Origin of the sequence: Chelativorans multitrophicus (assembly GCF_011317445.1) — a bacterium.
Taxonomy (GTDB): domain Bacteria; phylum Pseudomonadota; class Alphaproteobacteria; order Rhizobiales; family Rhizobiaceae; genus Chelativorans; species Chelativorans multitrophicus.
The window spans coordinates 29,552-44,124 of record NZ_JAAAPL010000011.1 but is presented as its reverse complement, the minus strand read 5'-3'; the positions used below and the strand labels follow the sequence as shown (position 1 = coordinate 44,124).

The window sequence follows — 14,573 nt, the reverse complement described above, 5'->3', positions numbered from 1 at the left end:
AAATTAACTGCCAATTCTCAAATTATGTGCCGGCCGAAGCATCTGGAATCGCTTGTATGGCATTCTCATAATTAAGTGCCAAGCGACATCTGATCCCCCCTGCTATCGAGGCAATCGAGCGCTTCTCGTCTGGTTCTAGCTGAAACAAAGTCCATTAGTCCTGCCCGCTACTAGCTCTCGTTTTGCCGGCTCTGGGCCGGCCAGGTATTTGCAAGTTCAGAACCCGCCGGTGATGAGCTCGATCTTCGAACCATCCGAAAACCGACTGAAACGGAAGGCCTTCGGGTCCACAATAGGCGTATGTCCCGTTACGAGGTCGGCCATGAGTTTGCCCGCCGCAGGTCCGATGCCGAAACCATGGCCCGAGAAGCCCGAGGCCAGGAAGAACCCAGGCACCTTTTCGACGGGTGAGATCACCGGCACGGCGTCGGGCGTGACGTCAATATAGCCCCCCCAGCGCTGGGCGATCTCGGCTTTCGCGAGCACCGGGAAGGCCCGTTGCGCAGCGCAAAGCGCAGAATCGGCGAGACGCTTGCTGGGCGCCGGATCGAGCACGCGATGGTATTCGAACGGGCTGGCCTCGTCGAGCGACCAACGCGTGGGTATTCGCGCCTCGTCGAGGAAGCTGAGGTCGAAACGCAGGTTCAGCGATCGCCATTCCATGCACAATGCAGGCAGAAACTTGAAAGCGTACTTGAAGCTCTTCGGCTCGATCCGAGTAATGTTCTCGTGCCCGGACGCGATGGTATGGCCGCCATCCCTTCGTTTGGAGATAGCAAAATCGTCATGCCAGATAGTCTGTTCCGGCCCGCCGTCGATCGGCTTGGTGCGTAGCACTGAATTCAGCACTTTGAGCTGTGGGAAATCGACGCCAGCATTGCCGGCAAACAGGTTTGACCATGCTCCTCCGGCCAGCACGACCGCCTTGCAGGCGATGTTCCCGCGCTCGGTCACAACGCCGCTTACAGCCCCAGCCGAAGTCTCGATTCCGCGCACGGCGCATTCGATCAGCACATGTGCCCCCCGGTCACGCGCCGCTTCGGCGATGGCCGGCGCCGCAAGCTGCGGTTCGGCCCGGCCATCGGAGGCGGTGTAGAGCGCACCCTTGAGGTCGAGCGTCGAACCGGGCAACAGATCACGGAACTCCTTGCCCGAAACCATCCGGCTGTCGAGCTGATAGGGCGCGAGCAATTCGTTCCATTTCTCGTGTTGGGCATACTGGCGGTCCGTCGCGCAGGTGAAGATGATCCCGGCACGATGAAAACCCGTCTCGCGGCCGGTTCGCTCGTTCAGCTCCGGCCACAGCCGCAGCGCTTCGGCCATCAGCGGCACCTCGCGCGGATCGCGGCGCGAAATGCGAACCCAGCCCCAGTTGCGGCTGGATTGTTCCCTGCCGATGCCGCCCTTTTCGCACAAGGCCACTCGAAGTCCACGCTCGGCCAATTCTAATGTGGTAGACGTTCCGATGATCCCCCCGCCTATGACGACGACATCAACCTGCTCGGGCAGGTCAGCATCACCGTGGACGGGTGTGACGTAGGGGCCGGGCATTGAATACCTTTCTCTACTTCGCAGGGGACGGCCAGCTCGGCAACGCTCGCCTCATTTCGCAAAAGCATCAGCATCCGCTGAACCCGTTGCCTGGCGCCTCGCACTCGTTACTCGTCACGCTACACACGATTAGCGATTTTGCAAATGATTTTTTGTTTCTAGAATGATTTGCTAAACAGTGGCGCACGGCTTTGCTCAAGGCGGCGTAACGTCGCCGGCGGCGCCTCGAACCGTTAGAAAAATGGATGCCTCTGAATTACCTCGCTTTTCTCGGCGGGAATTACGATCGGCCGCAGCGCCTATTTGCGCGGCGGACATGCGGGACCGGAAACCATCTTGCCTGGTGTCGTCGATCTGATCCGCCCTCTACCCAGGTCGGCCAATCTCGGCGACCACAAACGGCCGGAAACGCTACCTATCCAGCCGACCACATCAGATGGTCAAAGGGTTATCACTACATCGACAAGGAACATCATCTACAAGGTAGGGATTTCTCCACCTGATAAATCAGATCTGTTCAATCACGGTTTTCTGCAATTCTTACGATCACGAAAGTCTTCTTTACATAGTTATCGACGGTCCATTCCATGCGGGAACCATTCTCCATCACGAACGCATCGCCAACCTTCATAGTCTGCACGGTTCCATCATCCAGGGACTTGATGGTCACCTCGCCTTCGATAATCTGGCAGAACTCGACAATGCCATCCATGACGTCGAGAAACACTGATTTGTTCGCTTCCCAAACACCGGAGCGGATCACACCCGACCGGTCCTCGAAATGCAGCCATCGACCAAAAAGCGGATCGCCCGAAATGTTATTCTTTGTATCATCGACAACCTGACGAACAGGCGCGTTCTTGGAAAAGTTAGTGATAAGTCCCTTGTTCATTTCATACTCCATTGGTTACGACGGAACGCTTGCAACGCGGTTCAGGCGCACGTCACGTCGCCATTCAGGCAAATCGTCGCTGTGTTCAATTACCGGCTTACCGGAAATTATATCCTTTGCTGGCCAATTATCCGGCGATAGATCCCCGGTTGGAGGGCCCCCGCAGAGTTATCCATATCGTCTTGGTCTGGAGATATTGGTCCATAGCTTCCGTTCCGTTGTCGCGCGACAAAGAGCCGGATTGTTTGTACCCTCCGAAAGGAGTTTTTATATCTCCCTCGGAGAAGCCATTGACCGAGACCGTGCCGCAGGGCAGGCGACGCGCAAGATGAAGCGCCCGATCCAAGTCGCGAGTGAACACGGTTGCGTGCAGGCCGTATATCGTATCCGATGCAATCCGCAGGGCGTCATCCAGCCCCTTGACAGGCATCACGCCCAAAACCGGACCGAAAATCTCTTCCCGGGCGATCGTCATTTCCGGCCTCAGACCCGAAAAAACGGTCGGCTCGATAAAATAACCCCTGCCTTGACGAGCGCCGCCAGTGAGCCGGCGGGCGCCTTCCGATTCACCGCGCTCGATATAGCCAACCACGCGCTTCATATGTTCTTCGGTGACCATTGCGCCGATATCGGTTGAAGGGTCCAGAGGATCTCCGACTTTGTACTTCTCAGCCCGCGCCACAACACGTTCGACGAATTCATCCGCGACGCGGGTATCGACCAGCTGACGCATGTTGGCCGAACAGTTTTGACCACCGTTCCAGAACGCGGAAGAAACCGCATGCTCGACGAGATCATCGTTGAGATCCGCGTCATCCAAAACTATAAAAGGACTTTTGCCTCCCATCTCGAGGCCCACGACCTTGAGATTGCTTTCACCGGAATACCGAAGGAAGAAGCCACCGACTTCAGTCGATCCGGTGAATGAGATGATGTCGACGTCATTGTGTCGACCGATTGCCTGTCCCGCGGTCTCGCCCAGACCTGGCAAGATATTGAGCACTCCGTCCGGCAAACCGGCCTGTTGCGCCAGTTCTGCCATCCGGATTGCGCTGAGGGGTGTCTGTTCGGCCGGCTTCACGATGCAGGAACATCCCGCAGCAAGCGCTGGCGCTACTTTCCAGGCCGTCATAAGCAACGGGAAGTTCCAAGGCACGATAATCCCCACGACGCCCGCCGGCTCTTTAACAATCAAGGCCAACGCACTTTCGCCAGTCGGCGCTACCTTGCCGAACGATTTATCGATAAGCTCACCATACCACTGGAAGAAATTGGCGACTTCCGTACCAATTTCCTTAAGACAATCCGTGATTGTCTTGCCGCTGTCCAGGCTTTCGAGAACGGCAAGCTCAAATGCATTCTCCCGAATAAGATGAGAGAGCCTGGTCAGAACCTCCTTGCGATGTTCAGGCTCTGCACGCGACCATTCTCCGTCATTAAAGCTGCGGCGTGCCGCAATGACCGCTTTGTCAACATCTTCCTTTTTGCAGTGTGCGACCGAACAAAGGACCTCGCCCGTTGCTGGATTGACCGTATCAAATTTATCACCATCTTCTGCCCAACATAGTTCCCCGTTGATGAAAGCCTGTGCTGGGAAGCGGAGAGTTGAAGCGACTTCTCGAACCTTGTCATAAGATATTGTCATGTCCTTCCCACCATTGTGTCGTGTAAAAGTTTAGCTTCAACATCCGAGTGCCGCCGCGACGCCGGGACTCGGTGGCACGAGTACCGTCGGAATTGCCAGGTCCTTGGCCAGCGCGACGCTGTGTAGAGCACCGGCGCCGCCCATTGCGACAAGCACGAAGTCGCGTGGGTCATAGCCACGGCTGATGGAAATCAGCCTTATCGCATCCGACATGTTTGCATTCGCCACCGAGACGATCGCCTGTGCTGCGTCCTCCGTGCCGAGGCCGAGCGGCTTGCCGATGACTTCGTCAATTGCATTGGCCGCCTTTTGCTGCGATAGCACCACCCGCCCGTTTGCCAGGCTGGTACCCAACCGACCGAGGACAACATTGGCGTCGGTGTTCGTCGGTTTGGCGCCCCCGTTCGGATAGCAGGCAGGACCGGGGTCGGAACCGGCCGATTGCGGACCGTTGTGCAAGGAGCCGGCCTGGTCGATCCACGCGAGTGAGCCGCCCCCCGCGCCGATGGTAAGCACTTCAATGCTCGGAAATCGGATCGGGTATTGACTGCAATTTGGCTCTACCATGTGCCAAACCTGATCCCCTTGCACACCGCCTCGCACTTGTTATTCGTCACGCTACACGCGATTAGCGATTTTGCAAACGATTTTTTTCTTTCTAAAATCATTTCACATATCTTGCGCATCGACTTTTCTCAAGGTGGGGTAAACGTCGCCGACGGCAGATCAAGATACAGCAAATAGATAGCTTTGATTATGTCGCTTTTTCGGTGAGGTTTCGACGATAGCGGTGCCGATTTGCGAGAAGGAGATGGATGCGGGACAGGCCGGTTTGGAACATTGACGAGCGTTACGCGCGGCTGGTTGTACCGGACCGAAACAAGTCATGAGTTGGCATATGGCCGTTGTGAACCCTCGCGTGCCCGAAGAACGAAAACCGGTTGCCAACGGGCATCGCAAGCGTCAAACTTGTTTTTAATGCCATCGACTCGACGGCACTGCGCCACCACACCGCCTGATCTGCCGCGTTCAGCCATTTCCTGCCAGAGCTCAAATCGGACTTGCCCTTGCCTCTTGAGATATCAGCAAGTAAGTTTCATTTAACCGGCCCCGAACGGTGAACGGACATAATCGGCACGGATATTGGGGTCCTACAAACTGGATTAGATATGAGCGGAATAAATGCATTGAATGTACAGACCTCGGATGAGAAGGGCCCAGCAAGCCCCTTCTCCGTGGATCAATTGCGTATTGGACCAAGGCTTAAGGCTGCTCGCCGTTTGCAGCGCATTACGTTAGCTGAACTATCCAAAAGAACTTCGATTTCTATTAGCCTTCTTTCTCGTATCGAGAATGACAAATCGGTTCCCTCACTGGAATCTCTTTTCGTAATTACGAACACGATGGGGATCGATATCACCACTTTCCTCACGCTGGAGATTCCTGACGAGTTCCTGATCAAGAAGGAGTCTCGACAGACTGTGACTGTCGTAAACGGCGAGGTTGAGATAGAGGTCCAAGTTCTGACCTTGGACAGTGAGAGTGCACTCCTCGAAGGGTTTCTCCTGAAACTTCCTCCGCGCGCATCGGGCGGCCCGTCCATGTCTCACGAAGGGGAAGAATTGATCTACGTGGTCAAGGGCGAGCTTGAGGTCACCGTCAATGATTCGACCTTTGTAGCCAAGCGTGGCGATTCACTCCACTATCCGTCGCATTTTGACCATACATACCGAAACGCCAGCGACCAGGAGACGGTCGTTATCTGGATTAACACGCCCCCACCGAAAATATCCCGACTACGCAAGCCGCCATCCAACGGGGACGGTGAATCTCACCGGTCTGAAGATCCGATTCGGTAAGTCGCCGCCGTCTTGAATGAGATATTCGACCCACCGCTGGTGGCGGGTGCTTATCCCTTGTTTGCTATCCGAAACTCTCCTTTGCTAAAGAGGATATAGCAGGACAAAGACGGGACGTCGTGGCGCCTCTGCGCTGACCAGACTCTACGCTGCCGTGCGCCGAGCCCTGTGGCAGATTATCGGTCCTCCGGGTAAGAGCTTGCGCGGAAACGCTCGGTGACCATCAAAGCAGGCTTGCGCCTGGTCGCCGGCTCCGTCATCACGGCCGCTTGAGGCGACGAAATGTCAGTTTGAGAATCCACTGATTTGTAGCCTTAGGGTTTATCAAAGGAAGGATACTAAAACTTGATCGAAGTTTGAAAAACCACTATAAACTAAACCATGAGTGAAGAATCCACTGGAAAGTTAAACCAGCTACAGCGTCTCCTCCCCGAGGGCCTGGTCGTGGATTCCGGCTGGCTCAAAGAGCGCGGCTACTCTCCGCAGCTGCTGCGCAAGTACGTTCTGAGCGGCTGGCTGGAGCGTCCCTTCCATGGCGTCTACCGCAAGCCCGGCGGCAAGCTCCTCTGGCAGCATGTCGTCATATCGCTGCAAAGCCTGCTCCTGAAGCCGCTTGTCGTCGGCGGACGCACAGCACTTTCCCTTCACGGCTTTTCCCACTACCTGCGGCAGGAGGAGCGGGAGGTTCATCTCTACGGACCCGAGAACCCGCCGTCCTGGCTGAACAAGCTGACATTGCCGATCAGATTCCTTCATCACAACAGCGCCACCCTGTTCGCCAACGAGCCGATACATTTCGGGCTTACGAGCCTTGAATGGAACCTGAAGGATAACAGCGCGCACCGCGCCGACAACCTGCATGGCGGCTCGTTCCGGGTCATGCCGTGGGGACCTTGGGAGTGGCCCCTCACGCTTTCGACTCCGGAGCGCGCCATCCTTGAAATGCTGGACGGGCTGCCTGCCCATGAAAGCTTCGATGCGACCGACAAGCTGTTCGAGGGGCTCAACACCCTTAGCCCCCGGCGACTGCAGAAACTGCTCTCCGACTGCAAGAGCATCAAGGTCAAGCGCCTCTTCTTCTTCTTCGCCGACCGTCACAACCACCCGTGGCGCAAGCACCTTCACAAGGAGTCTTTTCATCTCGGCACCGGCAAACGCCTGCTGGTTCATGGCGGCCGGCTCGATCCCACCTACCTGATCACGGTCCCGGAGGAGCTTTATGGCGGTCAGTGAAGATTATCGCCGGCAGGTCCAGCTTCTTATGCAGGTGCTGCCGTTCGTTGCCGACGAAAAGGAGTTTGCGCTCAAAGGCGGCACGGCGATCAATCTCTTTATTCGCAACATGCCGCGCCTATCGGTCGATATCGACCTCACCTTCCTTCCTGTGGCCGGCCGTGAGGAGTCACTCGTCGCGATCAAGGCCGCGCTGTTGCGGATCAAGGAGCGCATAGAGAAAGGCGTGCGCAAGGCGAGGGTGGCTGAGAGCCGCCAGCAGGACGGCACGCTCACCCGGCTAATTGTGCAGCTGGGCAGCACGCAGATCAAGATCGAAGTGACACCGGTGCTGCGCGGCACGGTGTTCGCGTCCGACATCCGGCCCGTGGCGCAGGCCGTCGAAGACGAGTACGGGTTCGCGGAGATACAGGTCGTCTCACCCGCCGATCTTTATGCCGGCAAGATCATGGCGGCCCTTGACCGGCAGCATCCGCGCGATCTTTTCGATGTGCGCGATCTGCTTGCAAATGAAGGGCTCGATGAGACGCTGCGGCAAGCCTTCATCGTCTATCTCATCAGCCATGGCCGGCCGATCCGGGAGGTGATCGCCTCGCCGCAGAAAGACATCGCCGCCGAGTACGAGAACAATTTTGTGGGCATGACCGGCGGCGATCCCGTCACCCTCGAGGAACTGATCGCCGCGCGGGAGCAGCTGGTCAAAGGCCTGATCGGCGGCATGCCGGCCACCCACCGGGAGTTCCTTGTCGGCTTCAAGAATGGCACGCCCGACTGGGACAAACTGGGCCTGCCGGCAGCGGCGGAGCTTCCGGCCGTCAGGTTCAAGCAGCTCAATCTCGACAAGCTCCCGGCGGGCGTGCGCGGCAAGCTTGTGCGCGACCTCGCGGAATTCCTGGGCGTTGAAAGTGATGGCCCGTAGCGATCGCGGCGGGACCGTCGCTTGCGTGATCGCGGTCAACGACATCATGGATTGAGCAGCTGACGAAGGAAAAGGATCAGGTCGGCGTTACTCGACGACTTCAAACGGCCAATCGAAATGGGAATACAGAAACGGCTTGCCGCCTTCACGGTTGGTCTCCTTCGCATAGATGCGAAACTTCGTGCCTACAGGGTACAGCTTGCGCAGGGAACGGGAGCATTCGACATCCATCGTAGGCGGAAACTGCTGCCCGGCAACCGGCCGAACATGCACTCGCGAACTCTTGCCCGATTTCACGGCATGATAGATCTTGACGATCACCTGCTGATACCGTGACCAAGGATCCCTAGGGCATATTGTCTGGATCAATCCCACGACCACCGGGCCTCGTCACGTTGACCCTGCGGGAGGGGAGTTCCGGCTGATCGCGGACGGCCTCCTTGAGTTTAGAATTGCAATTCCGACCGGGGAACTGGACGGCGACTTCCACGACAAATTTGGGACTTTTCGAGATGAGGCCGGGGATGCGGTAGCGTTTCATGGGTCACCGAATGACAGCGAAAAGGCTTTTCGAAACTACGAGTCGATTAGTGTTTTCTATTCCTGGATAGACGGTCGCGAGGCCATGCGAGTCCAGAACGAGCAGGAGCGGTTCAACCTCATCTGGAACAACGGTGACATCAATCTGAGGGTCTATGACCTGCCAGACGCTGTTCGGCGCAATTTGATCGAGTTCACGAGCCGCACGGCGCGGCCTTATCCGGCGCCACCGGCGGAAGCGGAGGGCGGCGCCGTTCGATGGGAGCATCAGCGCGATGCAGTCGCCGCTTTTCTCAAGGCTAAGGCCGGCATTCTGGAAATGGCGACCGGCACGGGAAAAACACGAACTGCACTAACCATCGCCGAGGAACTCCAAGCGCGTGGCGAGATCAAAACCGCTGTGGTGGCGGCCTATGGCACCGACTTGCTCGACCAATGGCACAAGGAGCTGGTTCGCCGCACGACCATGCCGGTCTTCCGGGCCTACGAACGCCATCATGAGGCGCAGTCGTTCCTGAACGATCCCGACGGCGCGATCTTGCTGGCGTCTCGTCAGTCGCTCGCCGACATCCTGCCGAAACTGCGTGCTGGTGCCTTCGCCAAGGCGCTGCTCATCTGCGACGAAGTGCATGGGATGGGATCGCCCAGCCTGGTTGCGTCACTGGCCGGTCGTTTAAGGCCGTTCGCCTACCGGCTCGGCCTAAGCGCCACCCCCGAGCGCGAATATGACGGCGACGGCAATCGCTTCATCGAAGACGAAATCGGGCCGGTGATCTTCGAGTTCGGCCTGAAGGACGCCATCCAAAAAGGCATTCTCTGCGGCTTCGACTATGTAGAGCTAGAGTATGAATTTTCCGACGAGGATCGCGCGGCCTTGGCCCTGGCGATCCGCCGCTATCACGCAAAGGCACGCGCCGGTGACGCACCCCCGATTGAAGCGCTGTATCAAGACATCGCACGCATACGCAAACTGTCCCAGGAGAAGATCCCGCCGTTCCGCTCCTACGTGAGGGAGCATCCGGAAGTTCTGCAGCGCTCGCTCATATTTGTCGAGACTGCGGAATATGGTCTGCTCGTTCAAGACATCCTCATGGCTCAGCATGTCGATTTCCATACCTACTATGGGGATGACGACCGGGCGAACCTTGGCCGTTTTGCGCGCGGCGAGCTCGGTTGCCTCGTAACCTGCCATCGGATTTCGGAAGGCATCGACATTCAGTCGGTGAATAACATAGTTCTCTTCGCTTCAGCTCGGGCGCGCTTAGAGACTGTTCAACGCCTCGGCCGGTGTCTGAGGATCGACCCCAACAACACCGAGAAGCGCGCCACTGTCGTGGACTTCATTCGAGTGGAACATGATGATCAAAATGATCCAACTGGGGAATTGAGCGCCGACGAAGAGCGTCGTGACTGGTTTCGGGATCTCTCCGCTAGCAAACAGACCTAGCCATTCTGCTTTGTGTGCTAGCGTCATTTCAACTAAAGCAGCAAAAAAAGGGGATCGCGTGTGGGCGCCTTGCACTCAGACCTCGACACCGCGGTAGCGGAAGCCTTGTCGGCCGCCGTCGATCAATCGGCGGAATTCAAGCGCCGGCTGCGCAAGCTAATCGAGAACGCCACAACTTCGAACCTCGGCGATGACGACGTCCGCGAGGTCATCGAGCTCGCCACCATCGACGACGGCCTGGAGGACTGAAGTGGAGATCAGGGTTCTAGGTTGGCGCTATGAGAACCTGCGCGGCGGTTTGCGCGACGTCAGCATCGACCTGGAGAGCGCGCCGGGCCGTTGGACCCTGATTCAGATGCCGAACGGCACAGGCAAGACCACGACCATGTCATTGTTCCGGGCCGCGTTCTCCGGCGAACACCTAACGCCCGAATTTGTGCGCGATCTGCGCGCCGCCGACGACGTCGACAATGGCCTATTCGAGGTCCGCCTCTCGATCGATCGCAAGCCGTTTCGCATCCAGATCCGGTTGAACTTCAAGGACGGCACGCATCAATATTGGACCGCCCGTTCCGAGGTCCGCAGCGGCGGCCTGGAAGAGGGCCTCTCCCTTCCGGTCGATCTGAAGCGGCTCATGACGTCCGACTTCACGCGGCTCTTCGTGTTCGATGGGGAATTGGCCAAAGAGATTCGCGCGGTGGGCAAGGACCGGGCGGCGATGGCGATCCGAACTCTTTACCGCCTGGACAGGCTGGAGCACCTGAATGTGCAGATCGGCCGGCTTGTCGAGGAGCAACAGCAGCGCGCGGCCGCGGTCTCGACCGCCACTGAACGCAAGGGGGTAACCCGCTGGAAGCGAGCCTACGACGCGGCCGTCGCCCGCAAGACGGCCTTGGCCGCCGAGCAGCGCGAACTGCAGAAGCGTCGCAAGGAAATGGAGGCACGCCGGACCAACCTGGCGGCCGAGATCAACGAGCGGATCGAGCAGGACGACGCGCTCAAGCTGCGCAAGTCGCAGTTGGACTCCGAGCGCGAGACTATCGACCGCGCCATTTTCGAGGCCACCACCCAGGGTATGGGCGTCCTTCGGCTGCCAGCGAAGATCCATCCTAACGTAGTCGAACGGTTGCGCGCACTCGGCAACAAGTTGACCCGGCTCAAGCTCCCAAAAACGATTTCGGCCGAGTTCTTCAAGGAGTTGGCGGAACAGCCCGAATGTGTCTGCGGCCGCGAGATCACGCCGAAGGACAAGGCGGCAATTCTATCGCGAGCCGACAGCTACCTTGCGGAGGACCAAATCCTTGTAATCAACAAGATGAAGCTTGCCCTGCGCGAGAGCAGCGCCGACGCGGCCGAATATACCAGCATCGCCACAACGCTGAACGGTGCCCTGCGCGACCTACGGCGCAATAAGAGGGCGCACGATCAGCTGGAACTGGAGCGGGTCGAGGCCGGCGACACCGAACTCGAGCGCCTGCGCGCTGAGGTTAATCAGCTGGGTCGGGATTTGGAGACCGCTGAGACCAAACTCGAAAAGCTCACCACCCGCGACGTGATCCGGCAACGGCTGTTGGACGCCAGCGATCAAAATAACATCCCGCTCTGCGACGCAGAAGTGAAGCGCTGTCAGGAGAAGCTCGCGACCGCCACCGACACCCTGCGTTTTGTCCTCCAATCGGAGCGGGTGAAGGAGCTCGTGAGCACGGTCGCCGCGCTGGCCCTTGAGCGGCTGCGCGAACGAGTCCGGGTCGCAACCAATGCGAAGCTGGTCCAGTTCGTCCCCAGCGAGTTACTGCAGGTGGCGCGCATCGGTGGCTCCCTAGAGCTCGGGTCAAGCGGCCTGGCGGCCAAAGGCGGCGTGAGCGAGGGCCAGAGCTTGGCAGTGGCTTACGCCTTCCTGACCTCGCTGCTTACCGAAGCACCCTACAAGCTGCCCTTTATCGTCGATAGCCCAGCGGTCTCACTCGACACGGCAGTGCGGCGCGAGGTCGGCGACCTAATCCCCGACCTCTTCGACCAGATGATCATGTTCGTAATCTCCAGCGAGCGGGAAGGTTTCGCCGACGCGTTCTATGGCCGAACGGGCGTGCGCTACATCACACTCTGGCGGGCTGACAGCGAGCGCACGGAGGTTCGCGACGGGTTACCGGTCTTCCAGTCGTTCCATCAGGTCGAGGCGGGAGCATGAGCTTCGTAATCAGCCAATCCGGTCGTACATTTTTCCGCGGGATCATCGCCCCGCCGAAGTTCCTGATGTTCGACGCCTACTACTGCTGTCTGATGGCTGGCCTAGACGCCCGTAAGATCGGATCGGCGGAAGACCTGGACAGCGATCCCTTCCTCAATGGCTATCCGGACGACTTCAAGGGCCAAGCCGACATCATCGCGGGTCTGCTCATCGACGCCGAGCTCGATCGCAAGGACATCCAGGCCGAGGACCGCGCCAGCATCGAACGCGAGATGACCCGGCTCATCGATCCGACATCCGCCACGCGCCTCAACAACGATGGCGACAAGCTGCTGAATCTCTACGCCGCCGCCGGCCTGGCGATGATCCAGGACAAGATCATGCCACCGAGTACGATCGAGGAATTCCTCGTGGCCTACCACCGCTTCTGGCATGTGGACGCCGAGCCAACCGCCTGAGCCCCGGAGTGTTCCAACCGCATGTCGATCCATCCCGCATTGGAAAGCGTCGGCCAGCTTTTCGGAGCTAACCTCATTTTCCGTGTCCCGCGCTACCAGCGCTACTACGCTTGGGACGCCGAGCAGATCGGCGACTTCCTCGCGGACCTCGAACTCTGCCTGAAGGCGCGCGCCGGCGGCAATCGCCGCGAGCATTTCTTCGGCGGCCTGGTGACCGTCCGTACGGACGTCGAGGGGAGCTCCCGCCAAAACATGGAGGTCATCGACGGTCAGCAACGGTTGGCGTCGTTCTCCATGCTAGCGGCGCAGTTGCGCAACGCCGCTGTTCAGCTTGCGGAGTCGGTGGACGCCGCAGTGCCGGATAATCCCAAGGAATTCCTGCTGGAGTTCGCCAAGACCCTGAAGGCGGAGTTCGAGCGGTATAAGGACAAGATCAAGCTGCAGGTCGTCGAAATCGACAGGCTTGAACTTTCCAAACCCGACCTGATCTTCTTCAAGGACCTCGTCGAAGGCCGCAACCCGACCCCGAGTCGCATGTCTCACAGGCTGCTCAAGCAGGCCTGGGACCGAATAGGGGCGAAGCTAGCACAGATTGTCGCCAGCGAGAACACGGACGTCGAAAAAGCGCAGGCCCTCTCCCTAGTCGACACCGTGATGGAGGAGGACTGGAATCCTCATCCACATGATCACTGACTCCAAGGCTGAAGCCTACCGCCTCTTCCGAGTCTTAAACGATCGTGGGACAGGCCTCACCGAAGGCGAACTGCTCCGCGCGCAGCTTCTTGAGGCGCTCGACGGCGTCGCGACCCCAGTCGAGATGCAAAGCGTCGAGGATACTTGGGACACAATCTTGGCAGAGCCGCCTGACGTGGTCGAACAGCAACTGCGCTCGATCTATGCCTCCCGGATTGGCAAACGGCCGGGGAAGACGACCTTGCTGGACGAATTCCTCGCCGGCTGTTTTCCCGAACTCGCCAGCTTGCCCTTGTCGGCTGGCGACGTTGCCGGGGTCGTCGCCAAGGTCAAGAAGCTGCATGAGGAGATCCATCTGCTGGTGAAGCTACAGGGCGGCGAATGGCCGTTCTCGTCCAGCACCAAGGTCACCGCCTGGGACCGCAGTCGCTTGGGCCTCCTCATCAACGAGCTCAAGCACACAAACTGCATGCCGCTGCTACTCGCCGCCACTCAGTTGGCCGAGAAGGACTTCGCCGATGTCGTGCAGATGCTTGAGCGCTTCATGTTCCGCTACAAGGTGATTTCCGATGCCCACATTGGGGCGGCGACCAGCGTCTACCACGAGCAGGCCGTGGCTATCCGCAAGGCGCCGGCGGCATACAAGATCGCTAACCTCCGTAAGAAGCTTCAGGCGCTGCTCGACAAGAGCGCCAACGACGCCGTCTTCAAAAGCCGGCTTCAGGGCATGATGTATGAGCGCGAGCTCACCAATAAGCCTCTGAAGTACCTGCTTATCACCTTAGAGAGCTATCTCCGCTGGTATCGCGATGGGGCGAAGGGCGCGCCAAGGTGCCTGGACAAGATGGTAGTGTTTGATCCGTCGGCAACGACGGTGGAACACGTTTACCCAGAGAAAGCCTCAGCCGCCGATGCAAGCCTTGATCCCTTGCTCGACACCTTGGGTAATCTGACGCTTCTGGGTTCGACCGACAACGACGCCGCTGGCAACAAGCCCTTTGCTAAAAAGAAGGCCATCTTCGAGAAATCGCTTGTCGGCCTCAATCAGGAGATCGCCAAGAACGCTGCTTGGACCGCGGCGGTTGTCGAAGCGCGGCAGACCGACCTGGAACAAGTCGCCCTGAAAGTGTTTCGCATGACTCCTTGAA

The 14,573-nt window shown here is 58.5% G+C and carries 13 protein-coding genes and 1 pseudogene; 9 read left to right on the top strand and 5 right to left on the bottom strand.

Features of this window, described 5'->3' with window-relative positions:
- Window positions 1-216: 216 nt before the first annotated feature.
- From GNP00_RS22685 to GNP00_RS22670, 4 genes and pseudogenes are all read right to left on the bottom strand, one after another.
- On the bottom strand, window positions 217-1,551 hold the full coding sequence (locus GNP00_RS22685; protein ID WP_011579029.1) for an NAD(P)/FAD-dependent oxidoreductase: 1,335 nt from the start codon (window positions 1,549-1,551) through the stop codon (window positions 217-219).
- A gap of 517 nt (window positions 1,552-2,068) precedes the next feature.
- Complete coding sequence (locus GNP00_RS22680; RefSeq protein WP_011579030.1) at window positions 2,069-2,443, bottom strand: cupin domain-containing protein; 375 nt, start codon at window positions 2,441-2,443, stop codon at window positions 2,069-2,071.
- 127 nt (window positions 2,444-2,570) lie between these two features.
- A complete protein-coding gene (locus tag GNP00_RS22675) occupies window positions 2,571-4,088 on the bottom strand; it encodes an aldehyde dehydrogenase (protein WP_011579031.1) in 1,518 nt (505 codons plus the stop codon).
- A 39-nt stretch (window positions 4,089-4,127) separates the two neighbouring features.
- Window positions 4,128-4,631 (bottom strand): annotated as a pseudogene (locus tag GNP00_RS22670) (hydantoinase/oxoprolinase family protein); the annotation flags it as partial.
- A 626-nt stretch (window positions 4,632-5,257) separates the two neighbouring features.
- Here GNP00_RS22670 and GNP00_RS22665 point away from each other — a divergent pair.
- The 3 genes from GNP00_RS22665 to GNP00_RS22655 all read left to right on the top strand — a co-directional run bounded on the left by GNP00_RS22665 (window position 5,258) and on the right by GNP00_RS22655 (window position 8,099).
- Entirely contained in the window at window positions 5,258-5,947 is a 690-nt protein-coding gene (locus GNP00_RS22665) for a helix-turn-helix domain-containing protein (protein ID WP_011579033.1), read from the top strand.
- Between the two features lie 381 nt (window positions 5,948-6,328).
- Entirely contained in the window at window positions 6,329-7,180 is an 852-nt protein-coding gene (locus tag GNP00_RS22660; RefSeq protein ID WP_011579034.1) for a type IV toxin-antitoxin system AbiEi family antitoxin domain-containing protein, read from the top strand.
- A complete protein-coding gene (locus GNP00_RS22655) occupies window positions 7,167-8,099 on the top strand; it encodes a nucleotidyl transferase AbiEii/AbiGii toxin family protein (protein ID WP_011579035.1) in 933 nt (310 codons plus the stop codon). The genes GNP00_RS22660 and GNP00_RS22655 overlap by 14 nt, the downstream gene beginning before the upstream one ends.
- An 87-nt stretch (window positions 8,100-8,186) precedes the next feature.
- On the opposite strand, the gene GNP00_RS22650 is transcribed toward GNP00_RS22655, so the two are convergent.
- Window positions 8,187-8,420, bottom strand: a complete 234-nt coding sequence (locus tag GNP00_RS22650; RefSeq protein WP_049764983.1) for a hypothetical protein — start codon at window positions 8,418-8,420, stop codon at window positions 8,187-8,189.
- 304 nt (window positions 8,421-8,724) lie between these two features.
- On the opposite strand from GNP00_RS22650, the gene GNP00_RS22645 reads away from it, so the two are divergent.
- The 6 genes from GNP00_RS22645 to GNP00_RS22620 all read left to right on the top strand — a co-directional run bounded on the left by GNP00_RS22645 (window position 8,725) and on the right by GNP00_RS22620 (window position 14,572).
- Window positions 8,725-10,086, top strand: a complete 1,362-nt coding sequence (locus tag GNP00_RS22645; protein ID WP_011578991.1) for a DEAD/DEAH box helicase — start codon at window positions 8,725-8,727, stop codon at window positions 10,084-10,086.
- A 60-nt stretch (window positions 10,087-10,146) separates the two neighbouring features.
- Window positions 10,147-10,335, top strand: coding sequence for a hypothetical protein (locus tag GNP00_RS22640; RefSeq protein ID WP_041545889.1), 189 nt, complete (start codon window positions 10,147-10,149; stop codon window positions 10,333-10,335).
- A 1-nt stretch (window position 10,336) separates the two neighbouring features.
- Window positions 10,337-12,274 carry an AAA family ATPase gene (locus GNP00_RS22635; RefSeq protein WP_041545890.1) on the top strand — a complete coding sequence of 646 codons (1,938 nt, stop codon included), beginning with the start codon at window positions 10,337-10,339 and terminating at the stop codon, window positions 12,272-12,274.
- Window positions 12,271-12,732 carry a hypothetical protein gene (locus tag GNP00_RS22630; protein ID WP_011578993.1) on the top strand — a complete coding sequence of 154 codons (462 nt, stop codon included), beginning with the start codon at window positions 12,271-12,273 and terminating at the stop codon, window positions 12,730-12,732. Before GNP00_RS22635 ends, GNP00_RS22630 begins: the two co-directional genes overlap by 4 nt.
- Window positions 12,733-12,753: 21 nt before the next feature.
- A complete protein-coding gene (locus GNP00_RS22625) occupies window positions 12,754-13,425 on the top strand; it encodes a DUF262 domain-containing protein (RefSeq protein WP_011578994.1) in 672 nt (223 codons plus the stop codon).
- Between the two features lie 241 nt (window positions 13,426-13,666).
- Window positions 13,667-14,572 carry an HNH endonuclease family protein gene (locus tag GNP00_RS22620; protein WP_166016326.1) on the top strand — a complete coding sequence of 302 codons (906 nt, stop codon included), beginning with the start codon at window positions 13,667-13,669 and terminating at the stop codon, window positions 14,570-14,572.
- The last annotated feature ends 1 nt before the right edge of the window (window position 14,573 follow it).